The 19,899-nt window shown below is 65.9% G+C and carries 20 protein-coding genes; 13 read left to right on the plus strand and 7 right to left on the minus strand.

Annotation, left to right across the window (positions count from 1 at the left end):
• Positions 1–8: 8 nt before the first annotated feature.
• The 5 genes from yidC (at position 9) to HD599_RS16545 (ending at position 4,382) form a co-directional block, all read left to right on the plus strand.
• Positions 9–995, plus strand: coding sequence for a membrane protein insertase YidC (yidC, locus tag HD599_RS16525; protein WP_184239630.1), 987 nt, complete (start codon positions 9–11; stop codon positions 993–995).
• Positions 992–1,552 carry a R3H domain-containing nucleic acid-binding protein gene (locus tag HD599_RS16530; RefSeq protein ID WP_184239632.1) on the plus strand — a complete coding sequence of 187 codons (561 nt, stop codon included), beginning with the start codon at positions 992–994 and terminating at the stop codon, positions 1,550–1,552. Before yidC ends, HD599_RS16530 begins: the two co-directional genes overlap by 4 nt.
• A gap of 14 nt (positions 1,553–1,566) precedes the next feature.
• Positions 1,567–2,199, plus strand: a complete 633-nt coding sequence (rsmG, locus tag HD599_RS16535) for a 16S rRNA (guanine(527)-N(7))-methyltransferase RsmG (RefSeq protein ID WP_184239634.1) — start codon at positions 1,567–1,569, stop codon at positions 2,197–2,199.
• A 393-nt stretch (positions 2,200–2,592) separates the two neighbouring features.
• A complete protein-coding gene (locus tag HD599_RS16540; protein WP_184240674.1) occupies positions 2,593–3,429 on the plus strand; it encodes a ParA family protein in 837 nt (278 codons plus the stop codon).
• A complete protein-coding gene (locus HD599_RS16545; RefSeq protein ID WP_184239636.1) occupies positions 3,429–4,382 on the plus strand; it encodes a ParB/RepB/Spo0J family partition protein in 954 nt (317 codons plus the stop codon). The genes HD599_RS16540 and HD599_RS16545 overlap by 1 nt, the downstream gene beginning before the upstream one ends.
• 892 nt (positions 4,383–5,274) lie before the next feature.
• Here HD599_RS16545 and HD599_RS16550 read toward each other — a convergent pair.
• The 6 genes from HD599_RS16550 to HD599_RS16575 form a co-directional block, all read right to left on the minus strand.
• On the minus strand, positions 5,275–6,237 hold the full coding sequence (locus HD599_RS16550; protein WP_184239638.1) for a D-alanine--D-alanine ligase family protein: 963 nt from the start codon (positions 6,235–6,237) through the stop codon (positions 5,275–5,277).
• Positions 6,238–6,248: 11 nt separating this feature from the next.
• On the minus strand, positions 6,249–7,559 hold the full coding sequence (locus HD599_RS16555) for an aminotransferase-like domain-containing protein (RefSeq protein ID WP_184239640.1): 1,311 nt from the start codon (positions 7,557–7,559) through the stop codon (positions 6,249–6,251).
• 116 nt (positions 7,560–7,675) lie between these two features.
• On the minus strand, positions 7,676–8,002 hold the full coding sequence (gene trxA, locus HD599_RS16560; protein ID WP_184239642.1) for a thioredoxin: 327 nt from the start codon (positions 8,000–8,002) through the stop codon (positions 7,676–7,678).
• Positions 8,003–8,039: 37 nt separating this feature from the next.
• Positions 8,040–9,032 carry a thioredoxin-disulfide reductase gene (gene trxB / locus HD599_RS16565; RefSeq protein WP_184239644.1) on the minus strand — a complete coding sequence of 331 codons (993 nt, stop codon included), beginning with the start codon at positions 9,030–9,032 and terminating at the stop codon, positions 8,040–8,042.
• Positions 9,033–9,148: 116 nt separating this feature from the next.
• Positions 9,149–10,810 carry a lipid II flippase MurJ gene (gene murJ / locus HD599_RS16570; RefSeq protein WP_184239647.1) on the minus strand — a complete coding sequence of 554 codons (1,662 nt, stop codon included), beginning with the start codon at positions 10,808–10,810 and terminating at the stop codon, positions 9,149–9,151.
• On the minus strand, positions 10,807–12,513 hold the full coding sequence (locus HD599_RS16575; protein ID WP_184239649.1) for a DUF6049 family protein: 1,707 nt from the start codon (positions 12,511–12,513) through the stop codon (positions 10,807–10,809). The genes murJ and HD599_RS16575 overlap by 4 nt, the downstream gene beginning before the upstream one ends.
• 55 nt (positions 12,514–12,568) lie before the next feature.
• Between HD599_RS16575 and HD599_RS16580 the strand changes: the two genes are divergently transcribed.
• Positions 12,569–14,005: a CCA tRNA nucleotidyltransferase gene (locus HD599_RS16580; RefSeq protein WP_184239651.1), complete on the plus strand. Its 1,437-nt coding sequence runs from the start codon at positions 12,569–12,571 to the stop codon at positions 14,003–14,005.
• 113 nt (positions 14,006–14,118) lie between these two features.
• Here HD599_RS16580 and HD599_RS16585 read toward each other — a convergent pair whose 3' ends face one another.
• Positions 14,119–15,186 carry an inositol-3-phosphate synthase gene (locus tag HD599_RS16585; protein ID WP_184239653.1) on the minus strand — a complete coding sequence of 356 codons (1,068 nt, stop codon included), beginning with the start codon at positions 15,184–15,186 and terminating at the stop codon, positions 14,119–14,121.
• 139 nt (positions 15,187–15,325) lie between these two features.
• Here HD599_RS16585 and rpsF point away from each other — a divergent pair, with 139 nt between their 5' ends.
• The 7 genes from rpsF to HD599_RS16620 all read left to right on the plus strand — a co-directional run bounded on the left by rpsF (position 15,326) and on the right by HD599_RS16620 (position 19,850).
• A complete protein-coding gene (gene rpsF / locus HD599_RS16590; protein WP_184239654.1) occupies positions 15,326–15,754 on the plus strand; it encodes a 30S ribosomal protein S6 in 429 nt (142 codons plus the stop codon).
• Between the two features lie 2 nt (positions 15,755–15,756).
• Positions 15,757–16,266, plus strand: coding sequence for a single-stranded DNA-binding protein (locus HD599_RS16595; RefSeq protein WP_184239656.1), 510 nt, complete (start codon positions 15,757–15,759; stop codon positions 16,264–16,266).
• Between the two features lie 34 nt (positions 16,267–16,300).
• On the plus strand, positions 16,301–16,564 hold the full coding sequence (rpsR, locus tag HD599_RS16600) for a 30S ribosomal protein S18 (RefSeq protein ID WP_184239658.1): 264 nt from the start codon (positions 16,301–16,303) through the stop codon (positions 16,562–16,564).
• 11 nt (positions 16,565–16,575) lie between these two features.
• Positions 16,576–17,028: a 50S ribosomal protein L9 gene (gene rplI / locus HD599_RS16605; protein ID WP_184239660.1), complete on the plus strand. Its 453-nt coding sequence runs from the start codon at positions 16,576–16,578 to the stop codon at positions 17,026–17,028.
• Positions 17,029–17,501: 473 nt separating this feature from the next.
• The gene (gene dnaB, locus HD599_RS16610) at positions 17,502–18,884 is read left to right on the plus strand and encodes a replicative DNA helicase (RefSeq protein ID WP_184239662.1); all 1,383 of its coding nucleotides are present in this window, start codon (positions 17,502–17,504) and stop codon (positions 18,882–18,884) included.
• An 82-nt stretch (positions 18,885–18,966) separates the two neighbouring features.
• Complete coding sequence (locus tag HD599_RS16615) at positions 18,967–19,602, plus strand: DUF308 domain-containing protein (RefSeq protein WP_184239664.1); 636 nt, start codon at positions 18,967–18,969, stop codon at positions 19,600–19,602.
• Positions 19,603–19,604: 2 nt separating this feature from the next.
• Entirely contained in the window at positions 19,605–19,850 is a 246-nt protein-coding gene (locus tag HD599_RS16620; RefSeq protein ID WP_184239666.1) for a hypothetical protein, read from the plus strand.
• The last annotated feature ends 49 nt before the right edge of the window (positions 19,851–19,899 follow it).

The following is a 19,899-nucleotide window of genomic DNA, read 5'->3' on the forward strand; positions in this document are numbered from 1 at the left end:
CCCCACCAATGCCAGATCTCATCGGAACAGTACTGTGGCCCATTAAGTGGGTCATCGAGGCGATCCTCGTCACGTTCCACTCCGCACTGAGCGCCCTCGGTCTCGACCCGGGCGCCGGCCTGACGTGGGTCCTCTCCATCGTGTGCCTCGTGCTCGTCGTGCGTGCAGCCCTGATCCCCATCTTCGTCCGCCAGATCAAGAGCCAACGGCGCATGATGGAAGTCGCCCCGCAGCTCAAGAAGATCCAAGACAAGTACAAGGGCAAGAAGGACCAGTTCTCCCGCGAGGCAATGTCGCGCGAGACGATGGAGCTCTACAAGAAGACGGGTACCAACCCGTTGGCGTCCTGCCTCCCCCTTCTGATCCAGATGCCGATCTTCTTCAGCCTGTTCTCCGTGCTCAACGAAGCCAAGCCCCAGGCCGACGGAAGCTTCAAGGCCGGCGTCGGGCTGCTCACCCAGCAGCTGTCCGAGGAATTCGGCACCGCCTCGTTGTTCGGCGTCGCGCCTCTGCGTCTCAGCATCCAGACCGCGCTCGAAGCGGGTAACACCGTCGTCGTCGTCATCGCCCTCGTCATGGTGGTCATCATGACCGCGTCGCAGTTCATCACCCAGCTGCAGATCATGTCGAAGAACCAGAGCCCCGAGATGAAGGCCAGCCCGACCTACAAGCAGCAGCGCATCCTGCTGTACATCCTTCCGCTGGTCTTCGCCTTCTCCGGCTTCGCGTTCCCCATCGGTGTCATGTTCTACTGGCTGACCTCGAACATCTGGACGATGGTCCAGCAGTTCATCGTCATCCGCAACATGCCGACGCCCGGCAGCGAGGCCGCTCTGGCCCGTGAGGCCCGTCTGGCGAAGAAGGCGCAGCGCCGAGGCATTACCATCACTGAGATGGCCGAGCTCGAGCCGGAAGAAGCGAAGAAGTTGTCGACCCAGCGCGTTCAGCCCGTGGGCAAGAACCGCGCCAAGAAGCAGACTGGAAACAAGAAGTGAGCGACGTGACCGAGACATCCACCCTCTCCCCCGCCGGCGAGCCCGAGGCCGTCGTCGACGCCCCGACCACTGACGTCCCCGAGACCGATGCGCCCACGACGGGCCAGCTCGAAGAAGAGGGCGAGATCGCGGCCGACTACATCGAAGAGCTGCTCGACATCACCGACCTCGACGGCGACATCGAGATCGACACCCGAAGCGGCCGTGCCTACGTGTCGGTGAACTCCAGCGAGGACACCAACCTGCGCGTGCTCTCTCGCCCCGACACTGTCGCGGCGCTCCAGGAGCTCACCCGTATCGCGGTGCAGACGAAGACCGGCTCGTTCTCGCGCCTGATCCTCGACGTCGGCGGTTCGCGTGAGGCCCGAGTGGCCGAGCTGACCATCCTCGTCGACAAGGCCGTCGAGCGCATCGAGGCGGGTGCGGATTCCGCCGCCCTCCCCGCCATGTCCTCGTACGAGCGCAAGCTCGTGCACGACGTTGTGGCGGAGCGTGGTTTCTCGTCGCAGTCAGAGGGCGAAGGCCGCGACCGTCACACCGTTATTACGCGCGCCTAGTTTCACGTGAAACATTGAACGACATCGCAGTAGAGACCGAGCCGGAACAGGCAGCAGCGCTGTTCGGTGACCGGATCGACCTCGCTCGGACCTACACCGCGGATCTCGCCCGCCGCGGTGAAGAGCTGGGGCTCATCGGCCCGTTGGAACTCCCCCGGCTCTGGACCCGTCACATCCTGAACTGCGCTTTCGTCGCCCCGCTCCTCTCCCCCGGTGTGGTCGGCGATGTGGGAAGCGGTGCCGGGCTGCCGGGCATCGTGCTGGCGATTGCCCGTCCCGATGTGAAGTTCATCCTGATCGAACCGATGGAACGTCGCGTCGACTGGTTGACCAGCCAAGTGACGGGCCTCGGTCTGGAGAACGTCACGGTGATGCGCGCCCGTGCCGAAGAGGCAAAGTTCGACTGGCCGCTCGATCAGGTCACAGCCCGAGCGGTGAGTTCGCTCTCGAAGCTCATCCCGCTCACCGCGCCGCTCGTGAAGGCCGGTGGCGAGATGATCTTTATGAAGGGTGCACGCGTCGAGGAAGAACTCGCCGCGGCGAGCAAGGCCGTGCGCAAGGCGAGACTGTCGAATATCGAGGTACTCGTTCTCGGTGAGGGCATCGTTCCCGAAGTGACCAGAGTCTTTCGGGCTACAGTTGATTGATCGGTCGAACGGCATTCGCTGAACGACGGACGACCACGGTCGTGCACCCGGCAGTCTGCCGCGTGCGGACCGGCCACGGTCGTCACTGAACCGGTCCGGCTCACCATCCAATCAAGAAGGTTTCACGTGAAACATCCCGACGACAATCTCGCCGAGGTCCCCGGCCAGGTTTTCTCGCCAGGGCAGGTCTCCTCCTCCCCCAGCGTTGGAGGATTCGGTGCGTCGACGGGGTCTGTGAGCGCCATTATGGGCATCGAGCGTCACGCGCCGGTGTCTCAGGCTGCGTCTTCTGAGCCTGAAAAGGCTCCTGTAGCCCCAGTTTCGACTCCGAAGGCCGCCGCATCGGCCTCTGCCTACGATGATTCCACCCCGCTCGCGCGAGAGATCGCGGAGATGACCCGTCGTCGCCGCATCCTGGCCGGCGAGGATCTACCCCTCCCCTCCGCACCGCGCGTGTTCACTGTCGCGAACCAGAAGGGCGGCGTCGGCAAGACCACTACCACCGTGAACCTCGCCGCGGCTCTCGCTCGCAGCGGCGCCCGCGTGCTGGTCATCGACCTCGACCCGCAGGGCAACGCCAGTACCGCGCTCGGCGTCGAGCATCGTTCGGACACGGTCAGCGTGTACGACGTCATCATCAACGATGAGCCGATGGCAGACGTCATCCAGAAGAGCCCTGAATTCGAGGCTCTTTACTGCTTGCCCGCCACAATCCACCTCGCCGGCGCCGAGATCGAGTTGGTATCGCTCGTCGCGCGCGAGCAGCGGCTGCGCACGGCGCTGGACAAGTTCCTCGACGAGTCCCCCGAGCCGTTCCACTACGTCATCATCGACTGCCCGCCGTCTCTCGGCTTGCTGACGATCAACGCTTTTGTCGCAGCGCGCGAGGTGCTGATCCCGATCCAATGCGAGTACTACGCCCTCGAGGGCCTGAGCCAGCTGCTCAACAACATCAAGCTGATCGAACGCCACCTGAACCCCGCGCTCACGGTGTCGACGATCCTCCTGACGATGTACGACTCCCGCACCAATCTGGCGAACCAGGTGGCGGCGGAGGTACGCGAGCACTTCCCCAAGGAGGTCCTGGACACCTTGATCCCCCGCTCTGTCCGCATTTCCGAAGCACCCAGCTATGGCCAGAGTGTCATCAGCTACGACCCGAGCTCGCCCGGATCGCTCTCCTACCTGGAAGCGGCCGCCGAGATCGCACGACGAGGAGCACCTGCCTGATGGCCTCACCCAAACGAACCGGACTCGGCCGCGGAATCGGCGCCCTGATCCCCGTCAGCGAAGATTCCGAGGCCCAGCGCCCCGTCGACGTGTTCTTCCCGGCCAGTTCCAACGAAAAGCAGGGACTTCTCGCGGTTCCCGGCGCTCGACTGGCCAATCTGAACCCGGCCGAGATCGTGCCGAACGCCCATCAGCCCCGCACGGAGTTCCGCGAAGAGGAACTGGCCGAGCTGGTCGTGTCGATCCGTGAGATCGGCGTTCTCCAGCCGATCGTCGTGCGCCCCCTCGTCGGTGCCGTCGACGGCGGCCCGCAGTACGAGCTGATCATGGGCGAGCGCCGCCTGCGTGCTACTAAGCAACTCGGCCTCACCAGCATCCCCGCGGTCATCAAGAACACGGCTGACGAGGACATGCTGCGCGACGCGCTGCTCGAGAACCTCCACCGCGCAAACCTGAACCCGCTCGAGGAAGCATCCGCGTACCAGCAGCTTCTCACTGACTTCGGCATCACGCAGGAGCAGCTGGGCGACCGGATCGGTCGCTCGCGCCCCCAGATCACCAACACGCTCCGCCTCCTGCGTCTCCCCGAACCGATCCAGCGCCAGGTCGCCTCGGGTGTCCTCAGCGCCGGGCACGCCCGCGCCATCCTCTCGGTGGTCGAACCTGCCGCGATGGACCGCCTCGCCACCAAGATCGTCAACGAGGAGCTCTCGGTGCGTGCCGCCGAGGCCGCCGCCGGCAAAGAGGCGCCCAAGGCCAAGAAGCCGAGGGCCGAGGCCGGACGTCGACAGGGCCAACTCGACGAGATCGCCGACAGCCTCGGCGACCGCCTCAACACCCGGGTCAAGGTGAACCTCGGTGCGAGCAAGGGCACCATCGTGATCGACTTCGCGACCGTCGGCGACCTCAACCGAATTCTCGGCGAGCTCGGCCAGGACGGTTTCCGCCGCTGACGACGATTCTCCCCTCCCCCGGCACAGCCATTATGTGCCGGGGGATTCGTCGTTTTCGCGGCAAGTTTCACGTGAAACATGCTGATTCAGCTCTGTGAGAGCGATTCTGAGCGGATTCTGTCGCTCACCGGGACAAGGATTCGGGCCCATTTCGCGCAGAATCGGTCTGAGAGCGGTCCATCTGAACTTCATTGTGGGCGAATGACGCGTCAGACATGCCTGAAGGCCCAGGCCGTCCGATACGGAATCGATTCTCGGACCGTGCCGAGTGACTCCGCGGCCGAGTCGGGTGCATCGGTGCGGCCGCGTCTGTTCGGGCGTGTCTGTTCGGGCGTGTCTGTTCGGGTATGTCTGTTCGGGTATGTCTGTTCGGGTGTGTCTGTGGTCGCGTGCGAAGTCGAGTGAAGGGTCGCGAATGAGCAGCATCGGACGAGGAGCCGCGAACGACGATCCTCGAACGACGATCCTCGAACGACGATCTTCGAACGAGGAACTTCGAACGAGGGGTCCGAAGGTGGCATCGCTCGCTGAGCCGTCGCGCGCTACGGGCTGGAGAGCGGAGAGGTGGCGCGGTGGCGCGGTGTGGAGGTGGCGAGATGTGGGCCGCACCGCTCCCCCGCTCTAGCCACGAGTGAAGGATGGGTCACGGTCGCGGTGGCCGTGTGTGAAGTGAACCATCACGGGGCGTGACTCGAGGCGGCCGAACGAGGGGTCGTTGACCGCGTGGCAGTCGATCGAACAGATCGACTGCGAGTACCCCCATGAGAGCTGTCACCGGAAATGCAGGCTCACGGCACAGTGCACGGTTCGACCGGATCACCCGTGTAACCGCCGAGTAAAGTGCAATTGACCAGCACATTAAGCGGCGTCATCCGCCATGTTTCACGTGAAACTACGGACGCGCCTCGCGGATCGCAGCCTCGGCGAGAGCCGAGTAGACCCAGCCGACGTCGTGTCCCGCGGCCTCGAGGGCGAGCGGGAAGAGCGACGTCTCGGTCAGGCCGGGCAGCGTGCTGGCCTCGAGGAACCATGGCGTTCCGGCGCCGTCGACGATGAGGTCGATGCGCGAGATATGGCGCAGGCCGAGAGCGCGGTGGGCGGTGATGGCGACCTCCGCTGCGCGGGCCGCGACCTCGTCGCTGATGCGGGCCGGGGTGTAGAAGCGGGTCTCCCCCGCCGTATACCGGGCCTCGAAGCTGTAGACGCCCGAGATCGGCTCGATCTCGATGGCGGGGAGGGCGACGGGGCCGTCTCCGGTGTCGATGATGGAGACGGCGATCTCGACGCCGACGATCTTCTGCTCGATGAGCGCGACGTCGGAGTAGGTGTAGGCGTTGACCATGGCGCGGGGCAGCTCCTCGGCCGTATCGACGATGCTGACGCCCTGTGCGGATCCGCCCTGGGCGGGCTTGACGACGACCGGGACCGGAAGGTCGGCCGAGATGATCTCGAGCACGGCGCTCGCACCCAGCTCGCGGAACGTATCGCGCGGCAGGGTGATCGAGGTGGGCGTGGGTACTCCGGCGCGACCGACGATGACCTTGGCGGTGGGCTTGTCCCAGGCGAGGCGGGATGCGTCGGCGTGAGAGCCGACGAAGGGCAGTCCGAGGAACTCGAGGAGTCCGCGGAGTGCTCCGTCCTCACCACTGGCGCCGTGGAGCGCCGGCCAGATGACGTCAGGCTGGGTCTCTTCGAGGAAACCGAGGAGCGAGGCATCCGGGTCTCTCATAATGATCTCGATGCCGTGCTGGGCGAGGCTGTCGGAGACGCGACGCCCCGAGCGGAGCGATACGTCGCGTTCGTGCGAGAGTCCACCGGCGAGGATGACGATGGTACGGGGAGTTGAATCGGTCATTCTGACAGGCCCTAGTTGATGTTCGGCGGCGGGCTGGTGACCCGGTCGGAGGATTTGACGATCTCGAGCTGTCCGGTGTTCGCGAACGTATCGAGCAGTTCGATTTCGCCGTTGATCACCTTGGTGAGACGGCGGATACCGAGGCGGATCGAGTCGGGGGTCGGGTAGCAGAACGAGAGGCGGATGTTGTGCCGGCCGTCGCCGTTCGCGAAGAACGCGGTACCCGGGGTGTACGCCACGAGTTCCTTGACGGCGCGCGGCAGCATCGCCTTCGAGTCGAGCTGCGGCGGCAGCGTGAGCCACACGTAGAACCCGCCGTCGGGGTTGGTCCAGGTGAGGTCGGGCAGGTGCTCGGACAAAGAGCTGACCAGAGCCTCTTTACGCTCGCGGTAGATGCCGCGGAAAGTGTCGATCTGGGCACGCCAGTCCGACGCCTCGAAGTACGACGTGATCACGTTCTGAGTGAATGCGCTCGGCGACAGCACCGCCGATTCGTTGGCGAGGATGAGTTTCTCGCGGATGGCGTGCGGCGCGACCGCCCACCCCACGCGGAGTCCGGGTGCGAAGGTCTTCGAGAAAGTGCCGAGGTAGATGATCCCGTCCGTGTCGACGGAGCGCATGGCCTGGGGCGGGGGCCCGTCGAAGTAGAGCAGCCCGTACGGGTTGTCTTCGAGGATCAGGATGTTGTTGGCCTTGGCGATCTCGATGATCTCGAGCCGGCGCGCCCAGCTGAGCGTGACTCCGGCCGGGTTGTGGAAGTTCGGGATCAGGTAGAGCAGCTTGATGGTCTTACCGGCGGCACGCGTGTGCACGATGGTCTCGCGCAGCGACTCGGGGATCATGCCGTCGTTGTCGGTCGCGACGTGCACGACGTCGGCCTGATACGAGCGGAAGACGCCGATGGCTCCGACGTAGCTGGGGCTCTCGGCGAGGATGACGTCGCCCTTGTCGATGAAGAGCTTGGTGACGAGGTCGAGGGCCTGCTGCGAGCCGGTGGTGACGACGACGTCGTCGACGCTGGCGCGGATGCCCTCGAGCGCCATGACCTCGAGGATCTGCTCGCGGATGGCGGGCGTGCCCTGGCCGGACCCGTACTGCAGCGCCTCGGGACCGTGGTCGCGCATCACACGCTCCAGCGCTCCGCTGACGAGCTCGGGGGGCAGTGCGGAGACGTAGGGCATTCCCCCGGCGAGCGAGACGACTTCGGGGCGGGAGGCGACGGCGAACAGGGCTCGGACCTCGGAGGCGCTGAGGCCGGCGGTACGGTCGGCGTAGTGCCCGTACCAGGGGTCGAGGTTGTTTCCCGTATTCGCAGTTGTCATGAGTATTTCCCGTTCGATTGTCGTTCAAGGATATGGGGTGCGGCCCGTTGGCCCCGTCTGGATACGAAAAAGCCCCGCCCGAGTGTGTCTCGGGCAGGGCTCCTGTTCGCGAGTGGTTACGCGAGGAACTCCGCCAGGTCGGCCTCGATGGCCGGCTTGGGCTTGGCGCCGATGATGGTCTTGACGACCTCGCCGCCCTTGAAGACCTTCATCGCGGGGATGGAGGTGATCTGGTACTTCATGGCGATCTGCGGGTTGTCGTCGACGTTGAGCTTGACGATCTTGATCTTGGAGGAGTGCTCCGAAGCGATCTGGTCGAGGATGGGCGAGACGGCGCGGCAGGGGCCACACCACTCTGCCCAGAAGTCCACCATGATGGTGTCTTCCGAGTTGAGAACCTCGTCGGTGAATGTGGCGTCGGTGACGTCGAGAGCAGTAGACATATCTATTCCTTCTTGTTCGAGTGGTGGGCAGGAGCCGTTAGACGGCTACCGCTTCTGCAACGGGTTCGGCGGCGGGAGCGGCCTGGACCGCGGACGCCACCAGGTCGGTGGGGAGGCCGGCGAGGAAGTGCTCGGCGTCGAGGGCGGCGACCGTACCGGACGCAGCCGCGGTGACGGCCTGGCGGTAGGTCGGGTCGATCACGTCGCCCGCGGCGAAGACGCCGCTGAGGTTGGTGCGCGACGTGCGGCCCTGGACGGCGATCGTGCCCTCGGTGGTGAGGTCGAGCTGGCCGTGCACGAGGTGCGTGCGGGGGTCGGCGCCGATCGCGATGAACAGTCCGCCCAGGTTCACGGTGGACTCGCTGCCGTCGACGGTGTCGATGAGGCCGACACCGCTGACAAGGCCCTCGCCGTAGATGTGTGCGACCTCTTTGTTCCAGAGGAACTCGATCTTCGGGTCGGCGAACGCGCGGTCCTGCATGACCTTGGAGGCACGCAGTTCGTCCTTGCGGTGGATCACGTAGACCTTGTCGGCGAAGCGGGTGAGGAACGTCGCCTCTTCCATCGCCGAGTCTCCGCCGCCGACGACCGCGATGGTCTTCTTGCGGAAGAAGAACCCGTCGCAGGTGGCGCACCAGGAGACGCCCTGGCCGCTCAGTCGCTCTTCGTCTTCGAGCCCGAGCTTCCGGTAGGCGGAGCCGGTCGCGAAGATCACCGAGAGTGCCTCGTGCACGTCGCCGTTACCGAGCGTCACGCGCTTGATATCACCGGTGAGGTCGAGGGACACGACGTCGTCGAGGACGACCTCGGTGCCGAAACGCTCGGCCTGGGCCTGCATCGCGATCATGAGGTCGGGTCCCTGGATGCCCTCGGGGAATCCGGGGAAATTGTCGACCTCGGTGGTCTTCATGAGCTCGCCGCCGGCCTCGACCGAGCTCGCGATGAGCAGGGGCGCGAGGTTGGCGCGAGCGGCGTAGATAGCCGCGGTGTAGCCGGCGGGGCCTGAGCCGATGATGATTACTTGACGCACGAACGTCTCCTTATTAGCTTGCACTAGCCGGTATAACAAAGTCGTTCCCCAGCCTATTCCGCAGAACGGGCGGGGTGGATGCCACGGGTCGCCTTTCGAGAACCCGTGCGGTCAGATTAGCCCCGTCGTCTGAGTCGGAGCACGACGGGTCGCACGATGGCGCCGAGCTCGGGGTTGCGCATCAGCACCAACAGGCCGAAGTAGACGATAGCCATCACGCCGCCGATGAGCGCCATCGACAGCGCGGCGGGGACGGCACCGGCGACAGCGAACCCGCCTGGGTGGGTGCCGCCGAGGGCGAACAGCAGGGCGACGCCCGCGCCAGCGGCGGGAAGAGCCGCCAGGAAGAACGTGGCGTACTGGCGCAGGATTCGGCGACCGTCGATGGAGCCGAGGCGACCGCGCAGGGCGAATGCTGCGACGAGAGCCTGCACGGAACCAGCTATGGCGGTTACAGCGGCGATGCCCACGCCGATCCACTGCGGGGCAAACCAGGCGCCAACAGCGAGAGCTCCGACGACGAAGATCACGGACTGCAGTAGCTGCAGAAAGAACGGAGTGCGAGTGTTCTCCACCGAATAAAAAGTGCGCTGGATGACGAACAAGATGCTGAACGGCACGAGCCCGACCAAGAAGGCCATAACGACGAAGGCCATGGCTTCGATTTCTCCGAATGGCGCCCCGAGGGGTGAAAGCAGCGAACTGAACGGATACGCGAGCACGACCAGGCCCACGGCGCAGAACACCATGAACAGACCGATCGAGCGAAGCGACGCCGAGAAATCAGCGCGCACCTCGGTGAGATTGCCATCCCGGGCGTGCGAGCTCATTCGCGTGAAGTAAGCGGTGGCGATCGATACCGCCACGATCGAGTGCGGCAGCATGAAAATGAGCCAGGAGTTGCTCAGTACCCGTGCCGAGGGGTAATTGGTGCTCGCCGCTCCCGAGGCCACATTGGTCTGCACAATCCCGGCGAGCTGCGTGACGAGAATCATGCCGAAGACCCACGCTGCTGCTTTGCCGGTGGCGCCGAGGCCCACTCCACGCCAGTGGAAGTCGGGACGGTAGGTGAGGCCGGCACGGCGCCAGAAGAAAAACAGGCTGAGACCCTGCACAGCGATGCCGAGGGTCGCAGTGCCGGCGAGGAGTGCCGTCATGGCGGGCGTCCAGGTCACCGAGTCGCGGTGCGCGGGGTCTCCCCCGAAAACGATGATGAAAACGATCATGCCGGCGATGGCGACGAGGTTGTTAAGGACTGGCGTCCATGTGAAAGGGCCGAAGATCTTGCGGGCGTTAAGCACCTCGCCAAGGAGGCTATAGATCGCGTAGAACAGCACCTGGGGCAGACACCAGTAGGCGAAGGCCGTGGCCAAGGCGATGTCGTCGGGAGACAGACCGGGCGACGTCGGGGTCGCCTCTCGTGTGGTGATCGAGACCAACCATGGTGCAGCGAGAGTCGCGATGACCGCGATGACGACGAAGACCGTGAGCCCCAGTGTCACGAGCCGGTTGAGGAAGCGTTGGCCGCCGTCGTCGTGGAGACCCGCGCGCACAATCTGGGGCACGAGAACGGCGCTGAGCAGCCCGCCGGCGATGATTGCGTAGACGCTGTTGGGCAGTTGGTTCGCAATGGCGAAGGTGTTGGAGCCAGCCCCGACGCTTCCGATCGCCTGAACGAGCACCCAGGCGCTGACGAAACCGAGCAGACGGGACACGATCGTGCCCGACGCGAGCAACGCCGACGCGCGCCCCAGCCCGCCCGAGGTCGTGGTCGTCACTCGGCGACGTCGCTCTCTGCATCAGAGGGAGCCGAAGCGACCGGAGTCGGGTTCGCCGCCTCGCGCCGCGCATTGCGCCGGCGGATGATCGTGCGGGCGACTCCGAAGCCGAAGACGATGAAGACCAGGATGCCGAGGGCGACCGTGATCGGGGTCTCCCAGCCGGCGTAGACGTTGATGCGCACCATGGTGGGCTCGCCGAGCTGCACGCCCGCGGTGCTGTAGACGATCACCGAGATGTCCGCCGTGCCGTTGGAGAGAGACTGCACCGGGATCTGGGCGCGCTTCTGCGAGTCGGGCTCGATCGTGACCGGCACGCTCGCCTCCTCGATCTCGAGGATCGGGGTGGGAGCCGTGACACTGACATTGACGGTTACAGGCTGGCCCAGCGCATTGCTCACCGTGACGGGCAGCGAAGCGCGGTCGGCGACGAGGGTGATGTCGCTGCTCTGCACCACCTGAACCGACTCGTGCAGCACGACGGATTCCTGCTGGAACAGCGTCAGGGCCGAACCCCACCCGCCCGGGTACGAGTTCCACGCGGTCGACAGGGTCGCGAGCAGCCGGAGGCGGCGCTCCCCCGTGATCAGCAGCGGGTTGGCGGCGACGGTGGCGAAGGCGGAGTCGGAGACCTCGGTCGCGAGCAGCGACTGCGCGGCGGCGACCCGCTCGGCCGTCTGCGGTGTCTCGACCAGAGTGGCCCCCGCGGGTGGGGAGGAGACGATGGAGGACAGGCCCGCGACATCCGAACTGGCAAGGGTCTCGATCGCCGACATCGTGATGCCGAGCCTCGACGCCGACCCGAGGCTCTCGCGGTCGACCGCGAGCAGCACGGTCGCCCCGGTGTCGCTGCCGGTCGCGGCTGTCGCGTCGATGGCCGCCTGCAGCACTCCGGCCGACGACTGCCAGTCCTCGAGGGTGGGCGCGTTGATGGCGTCGTCGAACAGGTCGGAGAGCGTGTCGTCGGTAACGACCGCGGACGTGTCGTTCACGGTGGCGTGGGCGAGGGTGTCGTCGCTGCGGTCGACATTGCCCGAGCTGAGGATCGTCGTGGTGAAGCCGCTCGTTCCGATCGACGCGATGTCGGTCGCGACCACCGTGCCGGCGACGGGCCAGGCCACGGCGTTCAGCGAGTAGTCCCAGTCGAGCAAGCTCTGCGTCGTGGGGAGCGCGGGGGCGCCGCCGGCATCGGGGGTGGCCGCGGGGTCGGGCGTCGCGGTCGCGCTGGCTGCGGCGAACCTGGCCGGGTCGACCGCGAAGTCGAACGAGGTCGGGCCGAGCACGCTGCCCGCGCCGGCCTGCAGGGCGACCGTGATGTCGGAGTCCGCGTAGGTGAGCGCGAACGTCTCGTTGGTCGCCTCGCCCAGGCGGTCGAGCCAGTCGAGCGCCGACTGCGGCGCGGCCGTGCCGAGCACGCGGATGGAGGCGAGGATCATCGGGTCGATGCCGATGGCCACGGGCGTGTCGATCACGGCTTCGAGATCACGGGTCAGGATGCCGCTGGCCGACGTATAGCTCTCGAGCGTCGTCGCGCTGAGCAGCGCCGTGCGCGACTCGGGCGTCGTCAGCGGGAACACCGCGGCGACACGCGCGATGCCGGGAGGATCGCCCGGGGCTGCGCTGGCGGCGGCGGGGGCTACGAGCGTCGCTCCGAGGAGGCCGATGACGACCGCACCTAGCGCGCTGAAGGGGCTTATGGGCACGGGCGAACTCCTGAGGATCGCATCGCCGTCATGGGGAGAGTCTATTCTCTTGGCTATGGAGAGCGTCGCTACGGCACTACACAGGCTGGGCGAACTCGCAGAATCCCGGCACATTTCTCGGCTCGCGCGCAGTTTTGCCGCGGCCGGACACGAACTCGCCCTTGTCGGCGGGCCGGTCCGTGACGCGTTTCTCGGTCGCCCGGTCAACGATTTCGACTTCACGACGAGCGCGACGCCCGACGAGATCCTCGCGATCGTCGCGCCGATCGCCGACGCGCACTGGGACATCGGCCGCGCGTTCGGCACGATCGGCGCCCGGTTCGGCGGCGACACCGTGGAGATCACGACGTACCGCACCGACGCCTACGACGGCGAGACCCGCAAGCCGGTCGTGGAATTCGGCGACTCGCTCGAGGGCGACCTCGTGCGTCGCGACTTCACGGTCAACGCGATGGCGCTGCGGTTGCCCGAGCTCGTGCTCGTCGACCCGTCCGGCGGTATGGACGACCTCCTCGCCCGCCGCCTGACCACCCCCGGCACGCCCGAGGTCAGCTTCGGCGACGACCCGCTGCGCATGATGCGTGCCGCCCGGTTCACCTCGCAGCTCGGCTTCACCGTCGACGACGGGACCCGCGCCGCCATGACCGCTCTCGCCGACCGACTGCCGATCGTGAGCGTGGAGCGCATGAGCGACGAGCTGTCGAAGTTGCTGCTCACCGACGACCCCGTGCCCGGGCTGCGCCTGCTGGTCGACACCGGCCTCGCCCAGATCGTGCTGCCCGAACTTCCCGCGTTGCGTCTGGAAGTCGACGAGCACGCCCACCACAAGGATGTCTACGAGCACAGCCTCACGGTGCTGACCCAGGCGATCGACCTGGAGAAGGCGCGGCCCGGCATCGAGTCGCCCGACCTCACCCTGCGCATCGCCGCCCTGCTGCACGACATCGGCAAGCCGCAGACCCGGCGCATCGAGGGCGGCGGGGTCGTGACGTTCCATCACCACGACGTGGTCGGCGCCAAGCTCGCGGCCAAGCGGCTCAAGCAGCTGCGCTTCGACAAGGAGACGATCGCCGCGGTCGCCAAGCTCATCGAGCTGCACCTGCGCTTCTTCGGCTACTCCGAGGGCGTCTGGACCGACTCGGCCGTGCGCCGCTACGTGCGCGACGCCGGAGACCAGCTCGAGAGGCTGCACATCCTCACCCGCGCCGACGTGACGACCCGCAACGTGCGCAAGGCCGACCGGCTCTCATTCGCCTACGACGACCTCGAGGAGCGCATCGCCGCCATCGCCGAGGCCGAGGGCATCGCCGCCGTGCGCCCCGACCTCGACGGCGAACAGATCATGGCCCTGCTCGGCCTGAAGCCCGGACCGGAGGTCGGCGCGGCCTACCGCTACCTGCTCGAGGTCCGTCTCGACGAGGGGCCCTTGGGGCCGGATGTCGCGGAGGAACGGCTGCGGGCCTGGTGGGCGGCGCGCTCGACGGGCGAGTAGAAACTGTCTCAGCTGGTTACGGGTTAGGGCCTCGATAGGCTCGACCCGCTGGAGGCGGATCGAGCCTATCGAAATCCTCTCGGCGCTCGACAGACTCAACCACCGCCACCGGGCTAGTTCTCCTCGATGAACGTCTCGAGCAGCTCGCGGGCCACCGGGTCGGGGTACTGCACCGCGGGGCTCTTCATGAAGTAGGCGGATGCCGCTTCCAACGGTCCGCCGAGACCGGCGTCGAGCGCGATCTTGGCCGCACGGATCGCGTCGATCACGACACCGGCCGAGTTGGGCGAGTCCCAGACCTCGAGCTTGTACTCGAGGCTCGTCGGCGCGTTGCCGAAGCCGTGGCCCTCGAGGCGCACGTAGGCGAACTTGCGGTCGGTGAGCCACGGCACGTGGTCGCTCGGGCCGATGTGCACGTCGTCGGCCGGAAGGTGAGCGGCGATGTTGCTCGTCACGGCCTGCGTCTTGGAGATCTTCTTCGACTCGAGGCGCGAGCGCTCGAGCATGTTCTTGAAGTCCATGTTGCCGCCGACGTTGAGCTGGTACGTGCGGTCGAGCACGAGGCCGCGCTCTTCGAACAGGCGGGCCAGCACGCGGTGCGTGATGGTGGCGCCGAGCTGGCTCTTGATGTCGTCGCCGACGATCGGCACGCCGGCCGCGGTGAACTTGTCCGCCCACTCCGGGTCGCTTGCGATGAAGACGGGAAGCGCGTTGACGAAGGCGACGCCCGCGTCGAGCGCGGCCTGAGCGTAGAACTTGGCGCCGTCGTCGGACCCGACGGGGAGATAGCAGACCAGCACGTCGGCCCCGCTGTCGCGCAGTACCTGCGCCACGTCGACCGCGGGCGCATCCGACTCGGTGACGACCTCGCGGTAGTAGGAGCCCAGTCCGTCGAGGGTCGGCCCGCGCTGCACGGTGACACCCGTGGGGGCGACCTCGGCGAAGCGGTAGGTGTCGTTCTTGCTGGCCCACATGGCCTCGGAGAGGTCGACGCCGACCTTCGCGTCGTCGACGTCGAAGGCGGCCACGAACGACATGTCGCGGATCGAGTGCTCGCCGAACCGGGTGTGCATCAGTCCGGGGACGACCGATTCGTCGTCGGCGGCGGCGTAGAAAGTTACGCCTTGGATGAGGGCATTGGCGCAGTTGCCGACACCGGCGATGGCGATCCGGATGGTCATGTGTACTTGTGCTCCTTGAGGGATGGTGCTCGTACTGACTACACTAGGCAGGTTGCCCCGGTTAATTTGGCCAGGGCACACGTCAACACCCTCCTGCCACAGATCGTCTGTGGCCGTAAAGTCCGAAGGAGGTGGGTTAGTGACGAATCAGTACGAACTCATGGTCATCCTCGATCCAGAGATCGACGAGCGCACCGTGGCTCCGAGCCTCGATAAGTTCCTCAACGTCATCCGCAACGATGGTGGAACCATCGACAAGGTAGATGTCTGGGGCCGTCGTCGCCTTGCATACGAGATCAACAAGAAGGCCGAGGGCATCTACGCCGTCGTCAACTTCACCGCGACCCCCGCAGCGACGACCGAACTCGACCGCCAGCTCGGTCTGAGCGAAGCCGTTATGCGCACCAAGGTCCTCCGCGCGGAAGAGGGCTTCGCCCAGGTCGCCGCCGCCAAGAAGATCGCCGACGAGAAGGCCGCCCGCAAGGCTGCTGCACCCGCCAAGGCTCCCGCTGCTACTGACGCCAAGCCCGCCGCTGCTTCCGCAGCTGCAGCCCCGGCCGCAGAGTAATCATGGCCGGCGAAACCATAATCACGGTTGTTGGCAACCTCACGGGTGACCCGGAGCTGCGGTACACGCAGAACGGCCTCGCGGTAGCCAACTTCACGATCGCTTCGACCCCGCGCAACTTCGACCGCGCGGCCAACGACTGGAAAGACGGAGATGCTCTCTTCCTGCGCGCAAGCGTGTGGCGTGAGTTCGCCGAGCACGTCGCGGGATCCCTCACCAAGGGTTCGCGCGTCATCGCTACCGGTCGCCTGAAGCAGCGCTCGTATGAAACCAAGGAAGGTGAGAAGCGCACGAGCATCGAGCTCGAGGTGGACGAAATCGGTCCGTCGCTGCGTTACGCAACCGCCCAGGTAACCCGTGCAGCTTCTTCCCGCGAAGGCGGCGGAGCACGTGGTGGTTCACCGCAGGGCCAGGTTGCCGAAGAGCCGTGGGCCGCAAGCGCGCCCGCAGCCTCGGCCGCTGGCGACGTGTGGAACACGCCGGGCAACTACACAGACGAAACGCCCTTCTAGGCGCTCACTCACTTTTTAGGAAAGAAGTAAACCCATGGCTGGAAAGAGCAGCGGCGACCGCCGTAAGCCCATCCGCAAGGGCAAGGACGGCAAGAACGCCGCTCCTGCCAAGTCGATCCGCGTTGGCGTCATCGACTACAAGGATGTTGCAACCCTTCGTAAGTTCATCTCGGACCGCGGAAAGATCCGCGCCCGTCGCATCACCGGTGTCTCCGTCCAGGAGCAGCGCCTCATCGCCCGTGCCGTCAAGAACGCGCGCGAGATGGCACTGCTTCCCTACGCCGGCTCAGGCCGTTAAGGAGCATTGATATGTCTAAGTTGATCCTCACGCACGAGGTCACCGGCCTCGGTGCACCCGGCGACGTCGTCGACGTCAAGAACGGTTTCGCTCGCAACTACCTCATCCCCCAGGGCTTCGCCGTGGCGTGGACCCGTGGTGGAGAGAAGCAGATCGATTCGATCAAGGCAGCCCGCGCAGCGCGCGAGCACGCCACCCTCGAAGAGGCGCTCGACCTGAAGGCCCGCCTTCAGGCCACGACCGTCTCGCTCAAGGTGAAGACCGGAGACGGTGGCCGCCTGTTCGGTTCCGTCAAGACCGGCGACATCGCTGACGCGGTTGCCGCTGCCGGACTCGGCAACGTCGACAAGCGCAAGATCGAGATCTCCGCGCCGATCAAGGTGATGGGTACCCACGAGGCAACGATTCGTCTTCGCGACGACCTCGTTGCAACGATTACCCTCACGGTTGTCTCCGCGAAGTAGTCCTCAAAAAACGGGTGGTAGCGGTGGGCTGAGGCCCACCGCTACCACCTTTTTTGACGCTTAAGTCAAGGTTTTGTGCACAGGTTTAGATTAAAAATCCCAACCTTCAACGTCCACTTCAAACATGTTTCTACACACACAGTGTGGAAACTAAATTACCTGATCAGGCGGCAAATACGGATAAATATCCGTAAGTTACTAACAGTTCACTCCACAGGTTCCCCACACAACTTCCGGCGTTTCCCCGTCTGATTCCACATGTTTGTCCACAGGGTCGTTTTGTGGCTCGTGGTCGGCATCCATATCGTGAACCCCGAGTGAAAATTCCGCGCGGACAGCGCCTCCCGAACCGGGCGGCGACGGACCAGCAATGGAGCGGTCCGGTCACGAGCGCGGTGCACGAGTGTGTCGCGCACGAGAGTGTCGGGGGCCGCGGCCACAACTAGAACCACCTAAGAATTGGGAGATTTCACGTGTCCATTGCGCATCTCGGACTTGCCGGCGATCAGACCCGCGGCGACAGCCGCGGGGGCGACCGTGACCGCGTCCCCCCACACGACCTCCTGGCCGAGCAGAGCGCCATCGGCGGCATGCTGCTCAGCAAAGACGCCGTGGCCGACGTCGTCGAGGTCGTGCGCGGGGTCGACTTCTACATCCCCAAGCACGAGATCATCTTCGACGCGATCCTCTCGCTGTACTCCCACGGCGAGCCCACCGACGTCATCGCCGTCACCGACGAGCTGACCAAGACCGGCGAGCTGCAGCGTGCGGGCGGCGCCGAGTACCTGCACACGCTCACCGGCCTCGTGCCCACGGCCGCCAACGCCGGGTTCTACTCGCTCATCGTCACAGAGAAGGCCGTGCTGCGCCGCCTGGTCGAGGCGGGCACGCGCATCGTCCAGATGGGCTACGCCAGCGAGGGCGAGGTCGTCGACCTCGTCAACAACGCCCAGGCCGAGATCTATGCCGTCAACGGCGGGGTGGAGACCGAAGACTACGTCCCGCTCTCCGACGCCGTCACCGCGGCGGTCGACGAGATCGAGGCCGCCAAGGGTCGCGACGGTCAGATGATCGGTGTGCCCACCGGCTTCGCCCAGCTCGACGCTCTCACCAACGGCCTGCACCCCGGCCAGATGATCATCCTCGCCGCGCGTCCCGCCATCGGTAAGTCGACCCTCGCCCTCGACTTCGCCCGAGCGGCCGCGATCCATAACGACATGCCCGTCGTCGTATTCTCGCTCGAAATGGGCCGGAGCGAGATCGCCATGCGTCTGCTCTCCGCCGAGGCGTCCGTCCCGCTGCAGTCGATGCGTAAGGGCACCGTGCACTCGCAGGACTGGACCACGATCGCCCAGACGCGTGGCCGCATCAACGACGCACCCCTCTACATCGACGACTCCCCCAACATGACGCTCGTCGAGATCCGCGCGAAGTGCCGCCGGCTCAAGCAGCGCGTGGGTCTCAAGATGGTCATCATCGACTACCTGCAGCTGATGACCAGCGGCAAGAAGGTCGAGTCGCGCCAGCAAGAGGTCTCGGAGTTCTCCCGTTCGCTCAAGCTGCTCGCCAAGGAGATCGGCGTGCCGGTCATCGCGATCAGCCAACTGAACCGTGGTCCCGAGCAGCGGGCCGACAAGAAGCCCGCCCTCTCCGACCTCCGCGAGTCCGGATCGCTCGAGCAGGACGCCGACATGGTGATCCTGCTGCACCGCGAGAGCGCCTACGAAAAGGACAGCGCCCGCGCGGGCGAGGCGGACCTCATCATCGCCAAGCACCGCAACGGACCGACGGACACCCTCACCATCGGGTTCCACGGCCACTTCTCGCGCTTCGTCGACCTGCCGCCGGGAGCCTAGGCCCCCGCAACGCCGACGCACAGAAACGGGTCGCCCCGGTGGCGTAAAGTTGAGGCGAGCCCGTCGGAAAGAGGTCGCTCCCGTGTCTTCTGCAGACGTCACCACCACCCATGCGAGCCGTTACTGGCCCTGGGTGCTGCTGCGCGCCCTGCCCGCGGCCGTCGTCGCCGTGGTCATCACGTTCTCGGCCGACCACTCGGCGGCGCTCGGCTTCGTCACGTTCGGCGCCCTAGCCCTGGCTACCGGCGCCGTGCTGCTGATCGGCGCGCTCCGGGCACTCGACGCCGGTCCGGTGCGCACCGTGTTCGTCGTGCAAGGGATCATCGCCGCCGTGGTGGGCCTGCTCGCGCTCGTCTTCCCGGGCGGAGGCCTCGGCCTGTTGATCCTCCTCGTCGGCGGCTACGCGGTCCTGACCGGGTTCCTCGAGCTATACAGCGGGCTGCGCAGCCGCGGCCGCATCGACTCGTCCAAAGACTGGATCTTCCTCGGCGGCCTCACCGTGCTGCTCGCGGTCGCCGCGCTCGTCATCCCGCCGGGCTACAACCAGCCCTTCGTCGGGCCGGACGGCGTCGAACGCGCACTGACGGCATCCATCATTCTCGTCGGCTTCATCGGCGCTTACGGCGCCATCGCTGCCGTCTACCTCGTAATAGCCGGGTTGAGCCTCAAATGGGCCGACCGGGCGGTGGCGGCTACAGCCGCGGAAAGCGGCAACTAATCGTGGCTAAGCCCAGTAGGAAAGACCGCACGAGGCCCGCGGAACTCCTCATCCTCTCCGCCGTCATGGCGATTTTCACCGGACTCATCGTGCTCATGTCGACGCGCGACATCGTTCTGTCGCTCATCTTCGTCGGGATCGTGTTCATTCTCGTGCTCGTCGTGCTGGCGATGCTCGTGCTCGCCGTGCGTCCCGACGGCGACGAGCTCCACGACCTGGACGAGCAGGACCACCCGGGCGGTCACTGAGCCCAGCGTCATCCGGCCCCCGTATGTAAAAAAATACGAGGGCCGGATG

The sequence above is a fragment of the Conyzicola lurida genome (genome assembly GCF_014204935.1).
In the GTDB taxonomy this organism is placed as follows: Bacteria; Actinomycetota; Actinomycetes; order Actinomycetales; family Microbacteriaceae; genus Conyzicola; species Conyzicola lurida.

Excerpts from the sequence above, each read along its gene's own strand:
- HD599_RS16545 (WP_184239636.1), top strand. The coding sequence starts at position 3,429 with ATGGCCTCACCCAAACGAACCGGACTCGGCCGCGGAATCGGCGCCCTG.
- rpsR (WP_184239658.1), top strand. The coding sequence starts at position 16,301 with ATGGCTGGAAAGAGCAGCGGCGACCGCCGTAAGCCCATCCGCAAGGGC.
- yidC (WP_184239630.1), top strand. The coding sequence starts at position 9 with ATGCCAGATCTCATCGGAACAGTACTGTGGCCCATTAAGTGGGTCATC.
- rplI (WP_184239660.1), top strand. The coding sequence starts at position 16,576 with ATGTCTAAGTTGATCCTCACGCACGAGGTCACCGGCCTCGGTGCACCC.
- trxA (WP_184239642.1), bottom strand. The coding sequence starts at position 8,002 with ATGTCTACTGCTCTCGACGTCACCGACGCCACATTCACCGACGAGGTT.
- HD599_RS16580 (WP_184239651.1), top strand. The coding sequence starts at position 12,569 with ATGGAGAGCGTCGCTACGGCACTACACAGGCTGGGCGAACTCGCAGAA.
- HD599_RS16585 (WP_184239653.1), bottom strand. The coding sequence starts at position 15,186 with ATGACCATCCGGATCGCCATCGCCGGTGTCGGCAACTGCGCCAATGCC.
- HD599_RS16555 (WP_184239640.1), bottom strand. The coding sequence starts at position 7,559 with ATGACAACTGCGAATACGGGAAACAACCTCGACCCCTGGTACGGGCAC.
- HD599_RS16595 (WP_184239656.1), top strand. The coding sequence starts at position 15,757 with ATGGCCGGCGAAACCATAATCACGGTTGTTGGCAACCTCACGGGTGAC.
- HD599_RS16540 (WP_184240674.1), top strand. The coding sequence starts at position 2,593 with ATGACCCGTCGTCGCCGCATCCTGGCCGGCGAGGATCTACCCCTCCCC.
- HD599_RS16550 (WP_184239638.1), bottom strand. The coding sequence starts at position 6,237 with ATGACCGATTCAACTCCCCGTACCATCGTCATCCTCGCCGGTGGACTC.